20 protein-coding genes are annotated in these 20,227 nt (G+C 61.7%); 19 read left to right on the top strand and 1 reads right to left on the bottom strand.

Annotation, left to right across the window (positions count from 1 at the left end; genetic code table 11):
- Positions 1 to 111: 111 nt before the first annotated feature.
- The 15 genes from ABB26_RS10000 (at position 112) to ABB26_RS09930 (ending at position 17,066) form a co-directional block, all read left to right on the top strand.
- Positions 112 to 522, top strand: coding sequence for a terminase small subunit (locus tag ABB26_RS10000; protein ID WP_057633670.1), 411 nt, complete (start codon positions 112 to 114; stop codon positions 520 to 522).
- The gene (locus ABB26_RS09995) at positions 509 to 1,864 is read left to right on the top strand and encodes a phage terminase large subunit (RefSeq protein WP_083490769.1); all 1,356 of its coding nucleotides are present in this window, start codon (positions 509 to 511) and stop codon (positions 1,862 to 1,864) included. The genes ABB26_RS10000 and ABB26_RS09995 overlap by 14 nt, the downstream gene beginning before the upstream one ends.
- Entirely contained in the window at positions 1,861 to 3,903 is a 2,043-nt protein-coding gene (locus ABB26_RS09990) for a hypothetical protein (protein ID WP_057633668.1), read from the top strand. Before ABB26_RS09995 ends, ABB26_RS09990 begins: the two co-directional genes overlap by 4 nt.
- A 29-nt stretch (positions 3,904 to 3,932) precedes the next feature.
- Positions 3,933 to 5,078, top strand: coding sequence for a hypothetical protein (locus ABB26_RS09985; RefSeq protein ID WP_057633665.1), 1,146 nt, complete (start codon positions 3,933 to 3,935; stop codon positions 5,076 to 5,078).
- Positions 5,079 to 5,390: 312 nt separating this feature from the next.
- Positions 5,391 to 6,452, top strand: a complete 1,062-nt coding sequence (locus ABB26_RS09980) for a phage major capsid protein (RefSeq protein ID WP_057633663.1) — start codon at positions 5,391 to 5,393, stop codon at positions 6,450 to 6,452.
- Positions 6,453 to 6,501: 49 nt separating this feature from the next.
- Entirely contained in the window at positions 6,502 to 6,810 is a 309-nt protein-coding gene (locus ABB26_RS09975; protein WP_057633661.1) for a hypothetical protein, read from the top strand.
- Positions 6,810 to 7,364, top strand: coding sequence for a hypothetical protein (locus ABB26_RS09970; protein ID WP_057633660.1), 555 nt, complete (start codon positions 6,810 to 6,812; stop codon positions 7,362 to 7,364). The genes ABB26_RS09975 and ABB26_RS09970 overlap by 1 nt, the downstream gene beginning before the upstream one ends.
- Positions 7,365 to 7,436: 72 nt before the next feature.
- Positions 7,437 to 8,672, top strand: coding sequence for a phage adaptor protein (locus ABB26_RS09965; RefSeq protein ID WP_057633659.1), 1,236 nt, complete (start codon positions 7,437 to 7,439; stop codon positions 8,670 to 8,672).
- Between the two features lie 2 nt (positions 8,673 to 8,674).
- Positions 8,675 to 9,448: a hypothetical protein gene (locus ABB26_RS09960; protein ID WP_057633657.1), complete on the top strand. Its 774-nt coding sequence runs from the start codon at positions 8,675 to 8,677 to the stop codon at positions 9,446 to 9,448.
- Complete coding sequence (locus ABB26_RS09955) at positions 9,449 to 11,281, top strand: hypothetical protein (RefSeq protein ID WP_152982629.1); 1,833 nt, start codon at positions 9,449 to 9,451, stop codon at positions 11,279 to 11,281. It abuts the gene before it with no gap.
- Positions 11,282 to 11,322: 41 nt separating this feature from the next.
- Positions 11,323 to 11,832 (top strand): hypothetical protein, encoded by a 510-nt coding sequence (locus tag ABB26_RS09950; RefSeq protein WP_152982628.1) that lies wholly within the window; start codon positions 11,323 to 11,325, stop codon positions 11,830 to 11,832.
- Entirely contained in the window at positions 11,832 to 12,440 is a 609-nt protein-coding gene (locus ABB26_RS09945) for a hypothetical protein (RefSeq protein WP_057633651.1), read from the top strand. The genes ABB26_RS09950 and ABB26_RS09945 overlap by 1 nt, the downstream gene beginning before the upstream one ends.
- On the top strand, positions 12,440 to 13,105 hold the full coding sequence (locus tag ABB26_RS09940; protein WP_057633650.1) for a hypothetical protein: 666 nt from the start codon (positions 12,440 to 12,442) through the stop codon (positions 13,103 to 13,105). Before ABB26_RS09945 ends, ABB26_RS09940 begins: the two co-directional genes overlap by 1 nt.
- Entirely contained in the window at positions 13,105 to 14,262 is a 1,158-nt protein-coding gene (locus ABB26_RS09935; RefSeq protein WP_057633648.1) for a hypothetical protein, read from the top strand. The genes ABB26_RS09940 and ABB26_RS09935 overlap by 1 nt, the downstream gene beginning before the upstream one ends.
- Positions 14,262 to 17,066, top strand: a complete 2,805-nt coding sequence (locus tag ABB26_RS09930) for a hypothetical protein (protein ID WP_057633647.1) — start codon at positions 14,262 to 14,264, stop codon at positions 17,064 to 17,066. The genes ABB26_RS09935 and ABB26_RS09930 overlap by 1 nt, the downstream gene beginning before the upstream one ends.
- Here the strand turns inward: ABB26_RS09930 and ABB26_RS09925 are convergent.
- A complete protein-coding gene (locus tag ABB26_RS09925) occupies positions 17,035 to 17,232 on the bottom strand; it encodes a hypothetical protein (RefSeq protein ID WP_057633644.1) in 198 nt (65 codons plus the stop codon). The genes ABB26_RS09930 and ABB26_RS09925 overlap by 32 nt on opposite strands.
- A 265-nt stretch (positions 17,233 to 17,497) precedes the next feature.
- Between ABB26_RS09925 and ABB26_RS09920 the strand changes: the two genes are divergently transcribed.
- The 4 genes from ABB26_RS09920 to ABB26_RS09905 all read left to right on the top strand — a co-directional run bounded on the left by ABB26_RS09920 (position 17,498) and on the right by ABB26_RS09905 (position 20,165).
- Positions 17,498 to 17,929, top strand: a complete 432-nt coding sequence (locus ABB26_RS09920) for a type II toxin-antitoxin system RelE/ParE family toxin (protein ID WP_161809035.1) — start codon at positions 17,498 to 17,500, stop codon at positions 17,927 to 17,929.
- Positions 17,930 to 17,931: 2 nt separating this feature from the next.
- Positions 17,932 to 18,474 (top strand): helix-turn-helix domain-containing protein, encoded by a 543-nt coding sequence (locus ABB26_RS09915; RefSeq protein WP_211261953.1) that lies wholly within the window; start codon positions 17,932 to 17,934, stop codon positions 18,472 to 18,474.
- Positions 18,471 to 19,043, top strand: a complete 573-nt coding sequence (locus ABB26_RS09910) for a hypothetical protein (protein WP_057633639.1) — start codon at positions 18,471 to 18,473, stop codon at positions 19,041 to 19,043. Before ABB26_RS09915 ends, ABB26_RS09910 begins: the two co-directional genes overlap by 4 nt.
- 300 nt (positions 19,044 to 19,343) lie before the next feature.
- Positions 19,344 to 20,165, top strand: coding sequence for a hypothetical protein (locus tag ABB26_RS09905; RefSeq protein WP_057633637.1), 822 nt, complete (start codon positions 19,344 to 19,346; stop codon positions 20,163 to 20,165).
- Positions 20,166 to 20,227: the final 62 nt, after the last annotated feature.

Genomic DNA, 20,227 nt, shown 5'->3' with positions numbered 1-20,227 from the left:
AGCCCGCAGCCGACACGGAAGGGGCCGCGTGCGGCCGGCCGGGGACCATGACCCTTGGTGACGCCATGCCTTCCGGGAATCGGCGATTCACTGCCGTAGGGGGCTGACCCCATGGCAGGACTGACCCCGAAGCAGGAGGCCTTCTGTCAGCGGTACCTGGAGAGCGGCAACGCCAGCGAAGCCTACCGCCAGTGCTACAGCGCAGCGAAGGCCAAACCCGAGACGATCAATCGCTCGGCGAAGGAATTACTGGATAACCCCAAGATCGCCGCAAGGCTCGTCGAGCTCCGTGGGGTGGCGTTGGCTGCCCATGGGGTGACGATTGCCGGCCTGGTGGCAGAGCTGGAAGAAGCCCGGCAGGTTGCGAAGAAGAAGGAGCAGGGCGCCGCAATGGTGCAGGCCACCATGGGCAAGGCAAAGCTGGCGGGGTTGGATGATGGCGACAAGGGTGAGGACAACGTTCCGCCTCCAGCCGCTGTAACTGTCACGATAGTGAGCGGGCGCAAACGTGCCGACGCTTAACGAGCCCCAGGCGGACTTCCTCCAACTGCCGCATAAGTTCCGGGCGTTCGTAGGGGGCTTTGGCTCCGGCAAGACCTGGGTGGGCTGCGGTTCGCTGTGCCAGCACGCTTGGGAGTTCCCGCGCGTTCCCGCTGGCTACTTCGCTCCCAGCTACCCGCAGATCCGCGACATCTTCTACCCGACCATCGAGGAAGTTGCCTTCGATTGGGGGCTGCGCGCTCAGATCGCGCAGTCCAACAAGGAAGTTCACCTGTACGCCGGTCGCCAGTACCGGGGCACAGTGATCTGCCGTTCGATGGACAAGCCATCGAGCATCGTGGGCTTCAAGGTCGGCAAGGCGTTGGTCGATGAGATCGACACGCTGAAGAAGCAGAAGGCGCACGAAGCCTGGCGCAAGATCATTGCCCGTCTGCGTGTGAAGGCCCCGGGGCTGCAGAACGGCATCGATGTCACGACGACGCCTGAGGGCTTCAACTTCGTATACGAGCAGTTCGAGCAGATCCCCGGCGAGTACCCGAAGAAGGCCGAGCTGTACGGCAAGGTGCATGCCAGCACCTACGACAACGAAGCTTTCCTGCCCGACGACTACATCGAATCCCTATTCGAGACGTACCCGGCGCAACTGGTGAAGGCTTACATCAACGGACTGTTCGTCAACCTGACCAGCGGCTCGGTGTACCCGGCGTACGACCGTAAGCTCAACAGCACGCTGGCCACGATCAACGATGAGGACCGGCTGCATGTCGGCATGGACTTCAACGTGATGAACATGACGGCGGTAGCGTGCGTAATCCGCGCCGGACAGCCATATGCGCTGGAAGAGTTCACCGGCATCCGCGACACCCCGGCGATGATAGTTGCGCTGCGGGAGCGATTCGGGGAGCGGCAGATCGCGGTCTATCCAGATGCCAGCGGCGAGAGCACGCACACCAACAACGCGAGCGTGTCCGACCTGGGCTTGCTGCGTGCGGCTGGCTTCATCGTGCGGGTTCCTCCCTCCAATCCCCGCATCCGTGCCCGCGTGGTCAGCGTCAACGCGATGCTGTGCAACGCCCGAGGCGTGCGGCGTCTACGCGTGAACCCGTTGGGCTGTCCGAAGCTGACCGAGTCGCTGGAGAAGCAGGCGTTCGATGCCAACGGCTTGCCGGACAAGACCACCGGGTTCGATCACGCGCCTGATGCCATTGGCTACTTCATCCATAGCCGATTCCCCGCAGTGGCCAGCGCACGCGCGCCAATCTCCGTTGAACAGCCTCGGGTCATCAAGCCTTATAGCCGCCAATGGCTCGAACACACGGGCGAGGCAGCCGACGCAATGGAACGAAAGAGGGAAATGCTATGACCGGTCCAGGCGACCAGCTGGCGCAGGCAATCGAAGCGGACGAGTTGGAGCAGGCGGAAGCCGAGCGCCGCGCTGCTGCCCAGATGGAAGAAGAGGGCGCGGTCAAGGCATGGCTGAAGCGTATCGAAGAGTCCCGCGAGTTCGACAAGGCTGCCCGCGAGGGTTACGCGAAGGATCGGACCTACTGCCAGGAGCAGGCAAACGCAGACGTGTTCGACGTGCGCGTGCCCATTGCTGGTACCTACGTCGGCATCCTGACGACGTTCCTGTACGCCCGTGATCCTGAAACCAGCGTTGAGCTGGCCGAGGCCGTATCGGCTCGCATCAAAGAGGACGCCAAGGCCTTCGCCACCACGCTGGAGATCGTCATCGGTCGCCTGTGGAAGAAGGGCAAGCTGAAGGCAGCTGCTGATCCGTTGGTGCGCTCGGGCCTGAGTGTTGGTATTGGCTGGATGAAGGCTGCTTGGCATCGCGAGACGGGCAACAACGCGGCATTGCAGCAGGACATCGTCGGCCTGCAGTCCAGCCTTGCCGCGATCGACCAGCTGCAGGTGAGCTTGGCCGAAGGCATCGTTGGCGATGACTCTGCCCAGCGCGCTGAGTTGGAGCAGCAGCTGCAGCAGGCAGAGGACGAAGCGCAGCGCATCATCTTCAACGCCCTGTGCATCGACTTCGTGCGCGCTGAAGACATCCAGGTGGCGCCGGAGTGCGCGAGCCTGCAGAGCTACGCCGACAGCCCTTGGATCGCCCAGCGGCTCTTCATGCCGATGGACAAGGCCAAAGCCACATATCCGGACGCGGCTGAGTTCCTTGGTTCGGCCATGTCCTACTTCCGTGTGCCAGGTCGTACTGCCGAAGGCGCTGGGTTCGGCGGCGCAACCCCGGGCGATCAGGCTGATGCGTTCACGAAGGGCGCAGCCGGCGCCGTGGATGCCAGCAAGGCCTGTGTGTGCATCTGGGAGATCTGGAACAAGCAGACCGGCCACGTGGTTACTGTTGCCGAGGGCTGCTCGCGCTACCTGCGGCAGCCGTTCCAACCTGAGCAGCGCAGCACGCGCTACTACCCATTCTTCAACTGGGCGGTGATTTGGAACGATGGCGCGCGTCACCCGCAATCGCTGGTCGACCGCTCGCGCTCGCTGTTGGACGAATACAACCGCGTCCGCACGAACTTCAAGACGCACCGCCGCCGTGCCATCCCGAAGACCGGGTTTGATCGAGGCACATTGACCCCGGAAGACGCCAAGCGGCTGGAGGATGCGTCCTCAGGCGAAATGGTCGGTCTTGACCTTCAGGGGCAGCGGCCGGAACAGACGTTGTTCCCCATCAGCTACAACCAGATCGACCCCGCGCTGTACGACACGCAGGTGATCCGCGCGGAGTTGGAAATGATCTGGGGCGTCCAGGAGGCGTTGTCCTCAAGCATCCAGGTGGCCAAGACCGCGACCGAAGCGGACATCCAGCAGCAGGGGACCGAGTCGCGCATCGGCTACGCACGCGACGGCCTGGACGAAATGCTGTCGGAGCTTGCGGCCTACACGGCTGAGCTGGCGACGTCGCCCAATGGCCTGGCCTACGAAGACGCCGCGGCAATGGCCGGCGATGAAGCCATGTGGTTCAACGTGCCCGAGCCGGAAATGCTCGACATGGTTGTGCAGGTCGATATCCGCGCTGGCTCCTCTGGCAAGCCCGCGACCGCGCTTCGTCAGCAGCAATGGTCGATCCTCTTGCCGCAGCTGCAACAGGCCGCCATCCAGATTGGACAGATGCGCCAATCGTCGCCTTTGGATATCGCCAACTGTCTTGAGCAGTTGGCGGTGGAAACGGTGAAGCGGGCCGGTGATACCGGCATCGACCCCTACACCTTCATTCCGCAGCCGCCTGCGCCGGTTGACCCGATGGCCATGCCGCTTGGCGCCGACCAAATGGCTGGCGATCCCGCACTGATGCTCGGTGACGAAGGCGGCCAGCTGCCCATCGATCCATCCGCAATGCCTGACCCGGCCGCAATGATGCCGCCGGCAATCACCCCTGCTTGACCCGAAACGCCGCCAGCGAGGATAGACACGTGCGTATTGAACACAACGAACCTGACACCACCACCGTCGTCGAGGATGACGGCTCCGCAGCAGCCGCTGCACAGGCCGCAGCAACTGAGGCCACCAACGACGGCGCCACTGCCACCGAAGCGCTTGATGCCTTCAGTCAGGGCGTGGAGAAGGCCCGCGAACAGGAAGTGCTGGAAGAGGGCGGCACGCCAGCTGCTGCCGCTGATGGCCAGCTTGCTGCCGATAATGCGGATGCTGCTGCCGGAACTGATGCTGATGCAGACGCAAATGCTGCGTCCACTACCGCTGCCGACGGCGGAAAGACTGCAGGTGTCGAAGCAGCTGCTGCTGCAGCCGCAACCGCAACCAACCAACCCGACGCAGTCGATGCCGAGCTCAAGGATCTGGGCATCACCAACGAGCGTACGCAGAAGCGATTCCGTGAGCTGAGCGAGCGCGCCGCCGAGGTGGAAACCCTACGCCCCGATGCCGAACGAGGCCGGCAGTGGGAAGAGACGATCAAGTCCACCGGCGCCGACCCGCAGCAGATGGGCAATGCCCTGAACTATCTGGCCGCGATCAACTCGCGTGACCCGGCTGCCATGGGGCAGGCCTATGACTTCATGCAGCAGGAGATGGCCTGGCTGGCCAAGCAGCTGGGCCGACCGGCGCCCGGCTACGATCCGTTGAGCGAACACGCAGACCTGTCCAAGCAGGTCACCGACGGCGACATGACGCGCGCCGCTGCGGAGGAGCTGATCCGCACCCGCCGCGCTACGGCTCTGCAGCAAGATAGCCAGCAGCGCCAGCGGCAGCAGGCCGAGCAGCAGGGAGCAGAGCAGCAGGCCCATCAAGACGCGCTGCAGCAGGTGGGCGCCCTCGGCCAGCAACTGCGCGCTGCCGATCCGCAGTTCGAGGCCAAGTTCAAGGCCATCCAGCCGATGGTTGCCGTCATCCAGAGCACGTTGCCGCCGCAGCAGTGGGCAGCGGCAATCCAGCAGGCTTATCTGGCCGCGCCTGCACCCGTCGCTACGGCAGTACAGCGCCAGCCTGCAGCAGCACCCAACAACCCCGCGCGCGCCACCGGCATCGACCTGAGCAGAGCGCCGACGAAGGAGAACGCCTTCGACTTCGGTGTGCAGGCCGCCAAGGCTGCGGGCCGGTAACCAACCCGAGAGGACTGCGCGATGAGCGAAGAAACGAGCGAACATCCCAATGAAGAGATTGGCGAGCCGCATGTTCGGCAGCTACTGACCCTTGCCGATTCCGAAGCCGATCTGGCTGGTGAGCCGCGTCCCACCGCATAACCCCGTTGACTGGCATGCCGGCTGGCGCATATTGCGTTCCAGCCGGCAACTGTCGGCATCGCGAGTGACGTAAGCCGGGTTCGCCGCCGGTAGCGCTGAAACGAGAGTCGCGCCCTCGGAACGCGAGAGACCACGCCCGTTTGGGCTTCCTCTTTCCCTCCGAGGTGCGATATGCCTTTGACTCCCGCCCAGTTGGCCAGCGGCGCCAACTACCAGATGCAGTCCTACGCGACTGATGCCCCCATCGATCAGTTCACCAGCGAGCGTCCGCTTGCCAAGTGGCTGACCGAAAAGAAGATCGAGAGCGTGTTCGGTAACGGCATCTTCAACGAGAAGGTGCGCTTCACGAACGACAGCAACTACCAGAACTACTCCGGCGACGACCAGGTCAGCTACAACAAGAAGGACACGGTGCGCCTGGCGCCGTATCAGCACTACGAAGCGCACGATGGCTTCAGCCTCAACGAAACCGAGCTGGCCAACAACGGCATCATCTTGACCGACGATAAGTCGGCGCAGATGACCGATGCCGAGAAGATCCAGATCGTCAATCTGCTGGATGAAGGCTGGACCACGCTGAAGGACGGCTTCCAGGAGAACTGGGATCGCGAAATGCACCTGGACGGTTCGGCCAACGCCAAGGCTGCGCCGGGTCTGGACGCACTGGTCAGCACCACGCCGAACGTCGGCGTCATCGGTGGCATCGATGCGGCCAATGCGCCGTGGTGGCGCAACTTCGCCAGCATGGGCATCGCCACTGGCGCTGCCGGTGCACTGATCTCCGCGCTGGAAACGTTGTGGCGGCAGACCATCACCTACGGCAAGTTGGGAAACCCCGACTTCATCCCCGTGGGCTCGGACATGTACGACGCCATCCAGGCTGATGCACTGAAGGTCATGGGCCGTCAGATCAACCTGGGCCAGTCATCCACCGGTGGCGTGACGCTCGACCCGAGCACCAAGGCGTTGGCTTTCAAGGGCGTGCCGATTGTGTGGGATCCGACCTTTGACGCTCTGGATGAAGAGCTGGGCCCGATCACCTATCCGTGGAAGAAGCGCGGCTACTTCCTCAACAGCAAAGCCGTTCGCCTGCGCCCGGTGAAGGGTCGCTGGATGATCCGTCGCACTCCGCCGCGCGTGTACGACCGCTACACGTACTACTTCGGCCAGACGGCGGATTACGGCCTGACCTGCCGTAAGCGCAACTCGAACGCGGTTTTCAGCATCGCCTGATCGCCACCAACGTGCCGGCGGGGAGTGCCTCGCCGGCCAGGAGAAAAAAATGCTGAACACCATCACCGTATCGGGCGCGAACATCGTTGCGCTCAACAAGACCCCGCTGCTGGGCGGCTTCGGTCGCGAAGGTCTGGCCCATCTTGGCGCCAACCTTGCCGTGGCCACCGGCGTGCTGCTGCAGGGTCATCCCGGCCTGGCCAGTGGTGCCACTCCGGCTGCCGGTGACCCCGGTTGGGTCACGCTGCTGAGTGCCACTGCAACGCAGGGCGCCGTCGCAGAAATCGCCGACCTGCCCAAGTTCGTGAAGCTGGGCGCCGCGGCAACTGATCCCATCACTCTGGAGGGCGTGCAGTAATGGCCAAGTCCATCAACCTGTTGCTGATCACGCTGCTGATCGACCGTGACGCCAGCACCAAACTGCCCACGACCGTTCTGGAATACGAGCGGCCGATCCTCGAAGACATCTACGGTGAAGAACTGGTCACCGAGATCGAATCCAAGGACGTGGAGCTGACTGACTTCGACTTCGGTATCGCGTATGCCGGCTTGGTCAAGAAGTACGGCGGCAATGCGGATTCCGACGCCGCGCGCTCCCATCACTTCCACGGTCAGCGTGACCTTGAACGCTGGATTGCCAATCGGCAGCCGAGTGAAGGCAAGGCAGCGACCAAGGCTGCACCGAAGACGTCGGCCGAGAAGAAGGCAGCGACCAAGGCTGCAAAAACAGGCGCACCTGAGTTAGTCGACTTCACCGAGCTGCTGGCCGGTGACGTGCCGTCCATCGTTGCGAAGCTGAAGGGGCTGACCGATGCGGATCTCGTTGCCCTCGAAGCGGCAGAAACCGAAGGCCAGAGCCGTGACGATTTGCTGGCCGCGATCGATGACGAGAGCGAGTCCCGCAAGCAGTAACCCGACCCGCTGGCGGCGGTGACGGCGGCCGGTCGGGGGTGACTCCGGCCGGCCTTTTTCTTTGGAGGTTGCATGGCCATCAAATACAACTTTGACAGCGTTCCTGCCGATGTGGCGGTCGTGACCGATGTCGTGCTCGGCGGCGGAGTTTCTGAGAGCGGGAACGGCACCCTCACATTCACCAGTTCATCGCCTGTATCTGGTGACGGGCTGTTCATCATGAACTTCCAGAACGTGGTTGATCTGGTGGTCATCGTGGACTTCATCCAGTTCAACGCACAGAACCCGACCGGCGATGATTTGGAATATTACGAGGCCATGCTGGAGGACAACGAGACGTTCGCCAAGCATTACAACGAGGCGGCACCGTACCCGAGTAACGTCATTCCGGCCGGGGGTGAGGTCGTCCAGTTCAGCCCGAATCCTCTGCGCATCCCATTCAGCGCATGGGGCGGTGGTGCTGACAAGTACGTTGATTTTTGGCCCTCGCGTTATGAAGGCGGGCCAGGCGGATCGACGATCCCGATGCCCGGCAGTTACACCGCCAAGATCCAGTTCGAGGTCGAGGGAGACGATGGCGGCGGTGATGTCAGCACTGGCTACAACTGCGAATGCGACGACGCGCAGCCCACCGTCACCCTGAAGCAGATGCGGGAACGACTGGCGCGTCGCCTTGGCTTCTCGGTGCAGGTTTCCATGGGCGCTCTGCCGCCAGGCATGCCGGAGCTGCTGGACGACTTCACGCGCAGCGCCCACGAACTGCTCTACCACCGCTATTCGGTGATGCGCCTGCGCCGCATGTTCACGTGGGACATGGTGCCGGGAGTGCGCTTCTACGACCTGGAAGGCAACTCGGACGACTGTCCGCGCAAGCTCGACCCGGGCAAGTTGGAGTGGGTGGGTATCTCGCAGGGCGATAGCAGCTGGCGTCCGCTGGTGTGTGGCATTAACCCGGTGCTGTACGGCTCGCACAGCATGGGCATTCCCTCGCACTACGAGGTCCGCCAGTGCATCGAGGTGTGGCCGGCACCAACGGATGAGAGCTGGCAACTGCGCATCAAGGGTGACTTCGGTATGTCGCCACTGGACATCGACGACGACGTTCTGACCGTCGATCCCGAGGCGGTGTTCCTGCAGGCGCTGGCAAACGCAAAGGCGCACTACGGCATGGCTGACGCTGCGAACTACGCGAGCCAGGCCACGGCGTACATCCGTAGCTTGATCGCTGCATCTCACCAGACAAGGCGCTATGTGCCGGGTAGCTGCACGCCAGCGCCGGCCGTGCGTCCGCTGCTGAAGGAGAATTGAGAATGAGGCAAGTAGCACTCTCTGCAGTGAAGGCCGGCATCACCCGTCTGCGCGACAAGGGTGGGGCGTCGGCTGAATCGCTGTTCGAGCTGTTGAATGGGTACGTCACGGCCGCGCGCACGATTGCCTGTCGTCCGGGCACTCGCATCGATGTTCAGTTGCCTGCGGGAACCAAGGGCTTGGTGTGGTTTCAGGGGGCTTTCGTCGTCTTCTCACACACGGTGACGACATCGACTGATCCGGCTGTGGAGGTGGAGGTTATCCGCCATCCAACGGCTGACGACATGCCCATCAAGGACATCCACTTCGCCTTGCCGTTTCTTGGCTACCTGTACGTGGTTGCCGAGTTCGAAGACGGTCTGGTGCGCCACTACTGGCTGGAGAAAGGCGAGGTCTGGGAGCCGAATCATGTCTACCTGCCCGGGCAATTGGTGCGCTCCACAAGCGGCAATGGCATCGCGTACCGCGTGGAATCCAACCGCGCAGGCATGACGCCGTGGACGGCGAATGTGGCAAGGGCAATGGGTGATGTCGTAGTACCGACCACGGACAACGGCTACAGCTACGTGGTGACTGAACTGTCTGGTGATAGCCCGCGATCAGGAACGACGGAACCGACGTGGCCAAGCAACACCGGAGAAACGGTCGTCGAAGACGTGAATGGCCAAGGCGCTGCAACCCCGATCAATGGCGGCGGCACCGGCACCACTGTTCCGCCCAATGTCAGCGACCGCTATGGAAACGGCGCGTCCTCCAACCAGACCGAGGCCAACTAAATGGCATACCCCACTTGGCAGCCAGGCACGCTCTATCAACCCGGCGATATCGTCCTGCCCATCACAATGCCGCCGCCGAGTTCCACCGTTGTTGAGAACGGGGGATTCAATTCGGGGCAGGAGGGCTGGGATTACATCGGCGATGTCACGTACTTCAATGGGTACGGCTTCAGCGGAAACGCGTCCCTGCGATTGGCTGGCAATCAGCCCACGGGTACCGCGCTCAATCAGACCAAGCTGGTTGTGCCGGTGGGCAAGCAGATCACCGCGTCGTGCATGATCCAGCAGGGTGCATCAATCGTCGGTGCAACGCGCGGCTGGGTTGAGGTGCAGTGGTTCGACGCCGGCGACGTGCCGCTTGGCTCGCCCTGGAAGGGCAATGTGGTCGATGACGGGCGAGGCGGCCGCTGGAACAGATCGTCAGTCACTTCCACTTGCCCAGCAGGCGCCACCTACTGCCGCGCCGGCATCACGCTCTGGTCCGTGGCTGACCATAGCCATCCGGTGTGGGGCGACGAACTGCAGGTGCAGGGGACTTTCGCGGGCCTTCCTGACAGCCTCGCATACCGGGCAGTACAACCGGAATCGGGATTCTCGGCGGCCAACGAACCTGCCTGGCCGCCGGTGCTCGGTCAAAGCGTGGTCGACAACGAGGTCACGTGGGAGGCCATCACCTCCACGCGCGTCACCTGGACGGCTCAACCGCTCTACGTCAGTGGTGGTACGGAGCCAGATTGGCCGGATGGTGCGGGCGAATACGTGCTCGATGGGAGCGTTCTGTTCCGCGGTGTGTCTCGTCGGGTAGAGGATCCAAACTGCCCGAACACCACGATTGTGGCCATTGCCGCGTCGAAGGTGTTCTGCGCCGACGACGACATCGTCAGGTACAGCGCGACAGTGAATCCGCTGGATTGGTCCGGCGCAGACGACGCGGGCTACTTGCCCACCGGCCTGCAGAACTATGGCTCCAATCCTGTGGCCGCGATGGGTCTGTATCGGAGCAATCTAATTCCGTTCAATGCCGAGGCGTTCCAGCTCTGGCAGGTGGATGAAGACCCGGCCAGCATGGCGTTGCTGGATGCGCTACCGATGGGTAGCACACAGCACCACGCAATGGCGCCGGTCTCCAATGATCTGTTCTTCCTTGCGTCGCAGGGCGTGCGCACGGTCGGCATCGCTGCGAGCAGCACCAATTTCCAGGCCGGCGATGTGGGTATGCCCATCGACCCATTGGTTCAAGCAGCCATGAAGGAAATGGCGGCGCCGATGGGCCTCTACTTCCCCGCGGCTGGTCAGTACTGGCTGATGTTTCCGGTCGATGGTCGTACCCAGGTGTTCGTTTACACGATGACGCGCGTTGGCCAGGTTGGCGCGTGGTCTCGATACGACTTCCCGTTCGAGATCGAGGACTGGGCTATTGCCGGCGACACGCTGTACCTGCGTTCGGGTGACTTCATCCATCGAGTTGATGAGGATCTGGTGGGCGATGAGATTGGCATCAACAACGACGGATGGACGTTTGAGGTGGTGCCTTTCCAAGGCGTGATTCAGTGGCCGTGGCTCGATTTCGGCCAGCCTGGCGTAACCAAGATGATCTACGGCTTCGACATCGTCGGGGACGGCGCGGTATCCGTGTCGTTCGGCATCGATCAAACCAACGGCGGTCTGTTCACGCCTGGCTATGTGGTGCCAGCCGATACCGTGCCGGGGATGGTGATCGCCATGCCGCTGGCAGCGCCGGCACTGTCTGTGCGGCTGACCTACGACGGTAGCGAGAAGTGGCAATGGAACGCGCTGCAGGTGTATCTGCAGGACGCAAGGCCCATGGCCTGATGCTCCGTTGAACGTGAGGCGGGCAGGCCGAGCATAGCGGCATGAAAACAGCCCGCCTCCCATCGAATGTGATCCCGTGCAGACCGGAACACATCGTCTATCTGGCCAAGAAGATGCGCGAGGACGAGCGCGCGCAGTTCATCGCGCTCAGCGGTCTGGACGAGTTCTCAGAGGATGTGGCCGCGCGGTGGTTTATCGATGCGGCATTCCAGAGCGGCGTGTTTGCCGTGACCATCCTGCAAAACGACAACCTGCCTGCAGCAGCTGGCGGATTCCACCCTGCAGGAACGGGAGTTCTACAGGCTTGGATGCTCGGCACCACTGAGGGCTGGTCGGAGCAATGGCGTTCATTGACCAAGGTCACGCGCTGGATGATCGACCGCATTTTTGAGGGTGACGTGCACCGCGTGCAGACGTCCGCGATCACCAGCAGAGAGTTGGCCATCGAATGGTTCGAGCGCTCGCTGGGCTTCAAGCCGGAAGGTGTATGGCGCCATTACGGCATCCGGGGCGAGGACGTCGCCCACTTTTCCCGACTGCGAGGTGAGTGATGGGCGGCGGATCTGACGGCGCTACCAATAGGGCCACGCAGGCTGAAAACCTGAAACAGGCGAACATCGGGCGCAACGTCGGCTTGGTGAACCAGGTCTATGGCGGCGCGCAGCGCGAAGCCGATATCAACGACTTCCTCGAAGCGAGTCGGAGCTTCTATCGGCAGAACCTGGACAAGCAGAAGGCCACGGCCGACCGCAGTCTGAAGTTCGCCATGGCGCGCAACGGCCAGACCGGTGGCTCGGCCTCTATCGACGCGAACAGGCAGCTGGGGCAGGACTTCCAGCAAGGCGTCCTGGCAGCAGATCGTCTCGCGCAGCGGGCCGTTGGCGGTCTGCGTGATGCGGACGAACAGAGTCGCATGAACATGATTTCTCTCGCCCAATCCGGTGCGGATATGACGACCGGCGGCACGCGGGCAGCGCAGCAGCTGCAGGCAAACCTCGCGGGCGCCAACGCGAACCTCACCACTGATGCCTTGGGCGACGTATTCGGTGGCCTATCCAAGGTCTATGAAACGAGCCGGAACACTGCTGCCGAGCGCCGCGGGAACCGGGATATTTACAACCTGTTGTACACGCCCGGATTCGGGCAAGGGGGCCGCTGATGGGCGTTGGAATTGTTCTGGCATTGGCTGCTGCTGCGGCCAATCACGTCAACCAGAAGCAGGTCGCGAAGAAGCAGGACAAAATCTTGGCTGCGCAGATCACGCAGAAGGGCAAGCGCCAGGATGCTGCTGATCAGGCGGTTTCCGACGCAATGCGAGATCGCGCGCTATCGACCAGCGAGCAGGATCGTTCCAGCACTGCCGGCCAGTACCTAGATCAGGTGCGCGCAGCGCAGGCGGGCGCAACTCAAGGCCTTGGCCAAGTGGGCGCGGTGAGCAACGCATACCGCCAGTCCGCGAACGACGCGGCATTGGGCATTGGTGACTATGCGGATAAGACCGCTGGCTTGATGGCGCGCCTCGATGCTCCTGTGCAGCAGCGCCAGCGAGAGGCCCGGGCATCTGATCGCCTGCAGTCGGAGTTGGGGCTGCTTGGGCGCATGTCGGAAGGTGACGATTACATCACCCAGTTGAAGCTCCGCAACGTGCGTGCAAACCCATGGCTCACTGCTGCGGCTTCTCTGATGGGCGGTGCTGCCCAGGGTGCCGCCAGCGGTGCTGGTGGTGGTGGCGGTATGTCCGGCGCTGCAGCGGGCAGCACGGCCAATTTCGGCAACCAGGCCGGCAGCTGGTTCAGTGATCCGTCCTTGTGGAGGACTTCGTAATGGCTGGCTGGGATGATCTGGGCCGCGTGCTTGGCGGCGGTGTGAATACCGAAGAAGCCTACGGTCGCGGGGCCAGTCGGACCGCGCAACTGGAAGGGTTGATCGCGCAAGCGCGGATCAAGAAGTCCGAAGCCGATGCACGCGCCAACTTGCCCGGCGCGCTGACAAAGCTGGACGCACCCGCGGATCTCGCGACGCTGTTCGCCGCCGGTATCGATCCACGGCAACTTTCCGGCTACACGGGCGATGTCCAAGAGCAGGGCTTTCGGGGTGATGCTGCGTCGCGTGCGCTGGCAGGCGACTGGGATAGCGCCAACGCCGCGCTGATGGGCGTGGCCAATGGTCCGCAGCAGTTGGGCACCATTGAGGGCCAGAACCTCCTGGCGAACCGCTTCCTCACCGGCGGCGGTGGTATCACCACGACGGACCAGGGCAGGTCAGGTATGGCCGCTGACGCCGCCCGCGCGCGTGCTTCTGATGCCAGCGCAGCGAGCAGCTATGCGTCCGCAGATGCTACCCGTCAGCGTCTCGGTATCGCTCAGCAGCAGTTCGATCTGCAGCGGCGCGGCCAGTGGAATCCCGGTGGCGCTTCGACAGGCACGGGTGCCGGCGCTGCCGGTGGCGGCCTGAAACTGACCGAGGGGCAATCCAAGGACTTGGTGTACCTGCGGCGTGGCTCCGAAGCCAACAAGCTGCTGGAGACGCTGGCCAACAACATGACGGCAGGTCACGGTCAGCAAGGGGCGGTGCGTGGCGCGGCCGACGTGTTCTTGCGTGGACTTCCTGGTGTCGGCGATTCCTCCGCCGTCAATTCACTGGTGTCGTCCGAACGGCAACAGGCCGAGCAGGCATCCAAAGAGTTCCTTTCTGCGGTGCTGCGCAAGGACACCGGCGCGGCTATCACGTCGCAGGAAATTGACATCTACGGCCAGACCTATCTGCCGCAGCCGGGTGATTCGCCGCAGGTGCTGCAGCAGAAGGCTCGTGCCCGCGAGGTTGCGCTGGAGGCAATTGCCACCGGCCTCGGCCCCGAGCGTGCCGCAATGGCCGCGCCGACCGCTGGTGCCGTCTTTGGGGGCCAATTGTCCGCTCCGGCGGCGCCGGCATCCCCCGGCACTCGCCGTAGGTTCAACCCGGCCACCGGGAGGATCGAGTAATGCCCATCGAGATCGAGCTGCCCGACGGCAGCATTGCCGAGTTCCCGGATGGGATGCCCGATGCGGAAATCGAAGCCGTAATCCAGCGCCAGTTTCCGAGCCCGGCCGGTGGCATGCCAATCACCGCTCTGCCTGTTGTGCAGGCGGCGCGGCCGGATTTCTCGGATGTGGGCACTGCTGTGACCAGCACCGAAGATCAGGTAATGGGCGATGGGTGGAAGCCCGGGCTCCTGCGTGACGTTGCCATGGGTGGGCGCTCGGTTCTCCAGGGCGCCGCCTCGCTGCTGGGCGCCTTTGGCGGCGATGCGATCAACTACGCGGTGACTGATCCGATCCGCAAGGCGTTCCACTCGCCGGACGTGGCAGACGTTGTCGCTGGCCGTGACGGCTTCGTGCCGACGGCTTCTTACCGAGACACCGGCGGCTGGTTGGCTGACAAGCTTGGTCTGCCCAAGCCACAGAGTTCGAAGGAGCGGGTCTACAACGACATCAGTGAGGCGCTGACAGGCACCGCGCTGACCATGGGTGTGGGCGGTCTGCTCAATGCGGGTCGGTCTGCTGCAGCGTCGCCAACAGTGGCCGGCCGGGTGGGGGACTTCCTGACCGCGCAGCCGGTGCTGCAGAGCGTGGCAACGGCTACGGGATCAGGTGCCGCTGGCGCCACCCGTGAGGCCGGCGGCGGAACCGGTGCGCAGCTGGCAGCCGCGCTGGCTGGTGGTTTGGTGCCTGGTGCTGCGACGGCGGTGATCCCTCGCGCCGCCAGCGGCATTGTTCCGGCAGCTGCAAGCGCGGCGGTGCGTCGTGTCGCACGCGGCAGTGACCCGTCGGTGATTGAGCAGACCCTCAAGACTTTCAGTGATGCAGGCGTGCAGCCGAGCGTAGGCCAGGCCACCGGCAACCGCTTCCTGCAGGCGGCTGAAACCATGTTGGGCAGTGTTCCGGGCTCTGCCGGTCGCATCGACAAGTTCGCCCAAGGGCAGGCATCGCAGTTCGGCAGCCGCATTGACGAAATCGCCAGCGGCCTTGCGCCCGGCGGACAGACCATCGATCCGGAATCTGCCGGTCTGGCCATACAGCGCGGCATCACTGGCGCCGGAGGCTTCAAGGAGCTGTCGCGCGCGGAAAGCAACGCTCTGTATCGCCAGCTAGATGAGCTGATTCCGCAGGACGCACGCGTTGATGTATCGAACGCGCAGGCGGCGCTTGCGGACCTGAACGCCACGATCCCCGGTGCACCCAGCACGTCGCGCTTCTTCCAGAACGGCCGGTTGCAAGGCATCGAGGGTGCGCTTGGCCAAGATACCCAGGGCATCGAAGGGGTATTGAGTCGCCCGGGCATTCGCGATCAAGTTGCGGATCTGCGCAGCGACCTACAGGGGCAGGCTGCCGCGCGTCGGGGAGAACTGGCACAGGAGGCGAACCTGCAGCGACAAGACATGCTCGCTGCCAGCGGTGAGCAGCGCCAAGCTTTGCAGGCAGAGCAGCAGGTATTGCGAGATCGTCTCGCCAACATGATCGAAACCCGCCGGGCTGAGCTGGTCCAGCAGGCCGATGATCAGGCCAAGGCGCTCTATACGGAGCGGTTCCGCGTGCAACAGGAGAACGAGCGGCGCCGGTTGCTTGGTATGAACAACATGGATCCGGAGCTGAGTGACGCTGAGATCGCAGCGCGCATTCCGACGCGGGCGCAGATTGATGCGCAGTTGCCCACCCAGGCAGACATCGAGGCACAACTCCTATCGTCCGCCGACATCGATGCTCAGCTCCCTTCGACACGCCAAATCGACCAGCAGATTACGCCGGAGTCCTCGATCACCAGCAGTAACTTCGGGCAGGACTATGTCGAAGGGCAGGTGCAGCAGTTCCTGCAGTCGCAGGTCGACGGCAAGCTGCCTTACGAGGCGCTGCAAAAGTTGCGCACGCTGGTCGGCCGAGAAATCGACAATTCCAGCCTGGTCAGCGACGTGCCGCGTAGCAAGTGGCGCAGCCTGTACGGCGCACTGTCTGCTGACATGGAGCAGGCGGTAAAGGCCACCGGTAATCCGAAGGCCGTCCAGACCTTTGAAGCTGCCAACAAGCACCATGCCGACTACATCCAGCGTCTGGAGCGCATCGAGACCGTGCTGAACCGCAACGGCGGCGAAGACATCTACAACGCAGCAACGCGTGGCCTGAAGGAGGGCGCCACGATGCTTCGCGAGGTCATGCGCTCGCTGCCGGTGGAGGATCAAAAGCTGGTGTCCTCTGTCTTCATTCGACGTATGGGCCGGGCGGTTGGCAGTCAGCAGGACGCCGACGGCAGCCTGTTCTCGATGAATACCTACCTGACCAACTACGCGAACATGAGTCCGCAGGCTAAGCAGGTGCTGTTCAAGAACTACGGCCCGGAGTTCGCGGAGAACATGGAGACCATCGCCAAGGCGACGTCGAAGATCCGGGAAGGATCGCAGGTGTTCGCCAATCCGTCGGGTACAGCTCGGCAGGGGGCGCTGATCGGTCAGGTGGCCGGCACGCTGTCGTCGGCAGGCGCTGCAGCAGCCACAGGCAATACGGGGGTTGCGATGCTGGCGCTGCTGGGGTCGGCCGGTACTGCCGTCTCAGCGAACTTGCTGTCCAGGGTCTTCACCCACCCGAAGGCGGTTGCATGGTTGGCCAGGTCCACCAAAGCGCCGGCTGGGGATATCGTTGCACAGCTCAACACGCTACGCAGAATTGGTAGGAACCACGAAGAGCCGGAGCTGCTAGAGCTTGCTGATGAGTTGCAGACGCAGATCAGCGAAGAAGAAGGTAAATCAGGCCAATGAAACAGGCGGCGGTGACAATGGCCGCCACGAAGAATCCGATGACGAGCGTGGAAATTCGGGGGCCGGGGCCATCGATCACACGGTCAAGCTCCGCGTCCAGCTTCTCCCGCTGGATCTCGTCCCAGGACTTCGGGGTACCGTAGTTGGTTTTGGTCCAGTCCTTCACGAAAAAGCCCTGCTCCTATCCGTTGACCGGGATGGTAGCAGGGCTAAGAAGTTGCGGCTTGCAAGGTGGGAAGTCTTGCAAGGGGCTGTGGAGGTGTTGGCCGCATCACACGCACAACTATATGATTTGTAATGAAATGTGATGATTTCTTCACAATGCTATGATCTGTTTGCACCAGGGGGGAAGCCTGGGCGCGCTAAGTGAATCGATCGCACAGAATGAACGAGACACATGTTTCGTTCGCATAACTCCTGAGTTATATTTCATGGCATGGAACGTCACGCTAACTCCCGAAGTGCAGGAATTCATCAGGGGATTGACGCCGGATGAAGAGACTGAAGTCATCGCAAAGATCAAGTTGCTTCGGGAGTTCGGACCAGCTCTTGATCGCCCTCATTCGGGAACATTGGAGGACAAGAGTTCGCCGAAGAGCGAGAGGTTGTCGAAGCTCAAGGAGCTTCGTATCAAGTTCGAGCGGAAGCAGTTCCGGATCATCTACGTATTTGATACGCAGCAGAACGCCATTCTGCTCGTAGGTGGTGACAAGGTGCCAATGGGCGAAAAGCTCTGGTATCCGAAGTACATCAAGAAAGCTAAAGGGCTACTTAAGCAACATGAGGCCGGCTTGAAGGCCTCTCAGGCAGGGGGTTCAGGGAAAGTGGTACCACGGGGAAGTGGAAAAGGGCGGGGGCGCTGATCATGGCAAATATGAATTTTGATGATTTCTTGGCTTCCAGACCGGAAGCGGTGCGTGTAAAAGCTGAGAAGCGCTATCGGGAGCTGCGAGCAGCTTTTCCGTTGGCGGAACTTCGCAATGCATCCTGCCTGTCGCAGGCGGATATGGCTGGGCTCCTCGGAACCAGTCAGGCGGCCGTGTCGAAGATGGAGGCGCGCAGCGACATGCTTTTGTCGTCCGTCTTCCGTTATGTGTCTGCGTTGGGGGGCGAAGCTCACCTTTCCGTTCGATTGAACGAGGAGGAATTCCAATTCGTGCCGGAGCATGACGACTGCCTGGCTTTCAGGCTTCGCCGCGAAGAGCGCCTGGAAATTTCGCCAGCGATCATCTACGCAAGCGCCGACCTAGGGCATAACGATGAGGAAGATGTTTGCCAGAGTCGCTATCGCGAATTCTGGCTGCATGATGGGAGGTCAGCCCGTGGCGGAAGGGTCTCGGATGAGATCAATTTCTTGTGTGCAAATGATCAGAACTACCAAGCGCTTGAATTCGGTATGGCCGCATGAAGAAGAGTCCGCTTCAGATCGATCAGGTTGTCTATACAGACGTCGTAATTCGAGCCCGGCCGAATGCGAAGGAAATGCTGCGCGAAGATCTGCCTGTTACCGCAGAAGCAGCTGTTTTCTATGATCTGGACAAGAACAATTTTGCAACATTGAATGTCGCGCAGAGCGACGAATCGTACCCGTATGTGATCGAAATCTCTGCGTTCGCTTCTTTTACTCTTGATGCTGAGGGGTGCAGGGAAGCTTACAAGGGGGCATTCAACCCTCGCGTAGTGGGCGTCAATGTTGCGCGCATTTTGTTTTCGTCGGTACGCGACATGATTGCAAGCATTACCGCTCGATCGCCTTGGGAGGTTGCTAAGGTCCCGACGATCCTTCTTGAGCCTGCTGATGTTGCAATCCGGTACACCAAGGAGCATCGCGAAGATATTTTGCGCGAGCAGTTCTTGATGACCGAAGAGGAAATTGAAGATCTTCGGGAGCAGAGGAGGCTGCGTCAGGCGGAGGCAGAGGCTTCTGGGAAGAAAGGTGCCCAAAAGAAGCCATCCAAGAAGACAAGCAAGGAATAGCGTCAATTTCCTAAAGGCCCCGCCGACTGGCGGGGTTTTTCTTTGGGGCGCTGTTCCACGCCCTGAAAGACGAGAAGGCGAGGGCCCATCACCTGGCCGAGCTCGGTCAATACGTCGCCGACGACTGGGCCAATACGGTGGACCTCTGGAAGGAGGAATTGCAGGGGGAGTTGGTGAAACTAGCCGATCCACTTCTGGCCAAAGCCGCCTGAAACGACGAACCCCGCGAGAGCGGGGTTTCTTCTTTTCTATTCAGGTTCAGCCTAGAATCCGAACATCTAATGGAAAGCAGGGGCGAGCATGGCAAAGGATGTGCAAGGGGCGGTGGACGAGGCTACGGAAGGCTTCAAGGACGCCGTAAAGGCGAGGCTATCGAATCCGCTGCTGGGGTCATTTGCATTGACTTGGCTTCTAGTAAATCACCGAGTAGTGATGGTCTTGCTATCTGGAATGTCAATCGAGGAAAAATTCAAATACCTCGATTCCGCGATCACCGCAAATGCCAATGAATCGCAGCTACATATGCTCTGGATTCCGCTGGGGGCTGCGCTTCTGTTTGCATTCTTGTGGCCGATTTTGGGTATGGGGGTAGAGAGGTTCAATCTGTGGGTCGAACGCAAGAGTGTCGCGCGTCAGCTTGCTTCGAAGAATATTGAAGTCCTTCCTATGAAGGATGTCATTGCCTTGCGAAGCGCGCTTGCGACTCATGTTGGGGAGGCTGAAAAGCTGCGGGGAGAGAATAAAAAATTGCAGGTCAAGGTGGCTGCATATAAGGCGGTTGTATCCGTATTCCGCCAAAAATCGGTAGAGAGCAATATTAGGGATCACTTGCTTGGGCAGAAATTCGGTGTGTACACATCTATTGAATTGAGGTCGCCGCACAGGGTGGCGATTGAGTTCAATTCAGATGGTTCGCTTGTTGGGACTTTGGGTGGTCAGGGTGCCTCATTGCCTCAGGACTTGGCATTTTGGTTTGTTGAGGGAAATGTCCTGAATTTGAAGGGTATCGATGGAGCCGTCGCGAGATCGTTCGAGTTTGATGCTCGCACGGGGCATTTTGTCGGCGCCTTCTTCAGTGATCCGAACTACCTGCGTGGCCTAGTCTTCGCGCCTACGAGCTAGCGTCTAGCACCCGTTGAACCCCTTCTCTGTGAGCTCAGCATGTCCCCAATCCAACAGGGGCA

The sequence above is a fragment of the Stenotrophomonas humi genome, from assembly GCF_001431415.1.
Taxonomy (GTDB): domain Bacteria; phylum Pseudomonadota; class Gammaproteobacteria; order Xanthomonadales; family Xanthomonadaceae; genus Stenotrophomonas; species Stenotrophomonas humi.
Note: the sequence above shows the minus strand (reverse complement) of the source record. Positions and strands in the feature narration are given on the sequence as shown.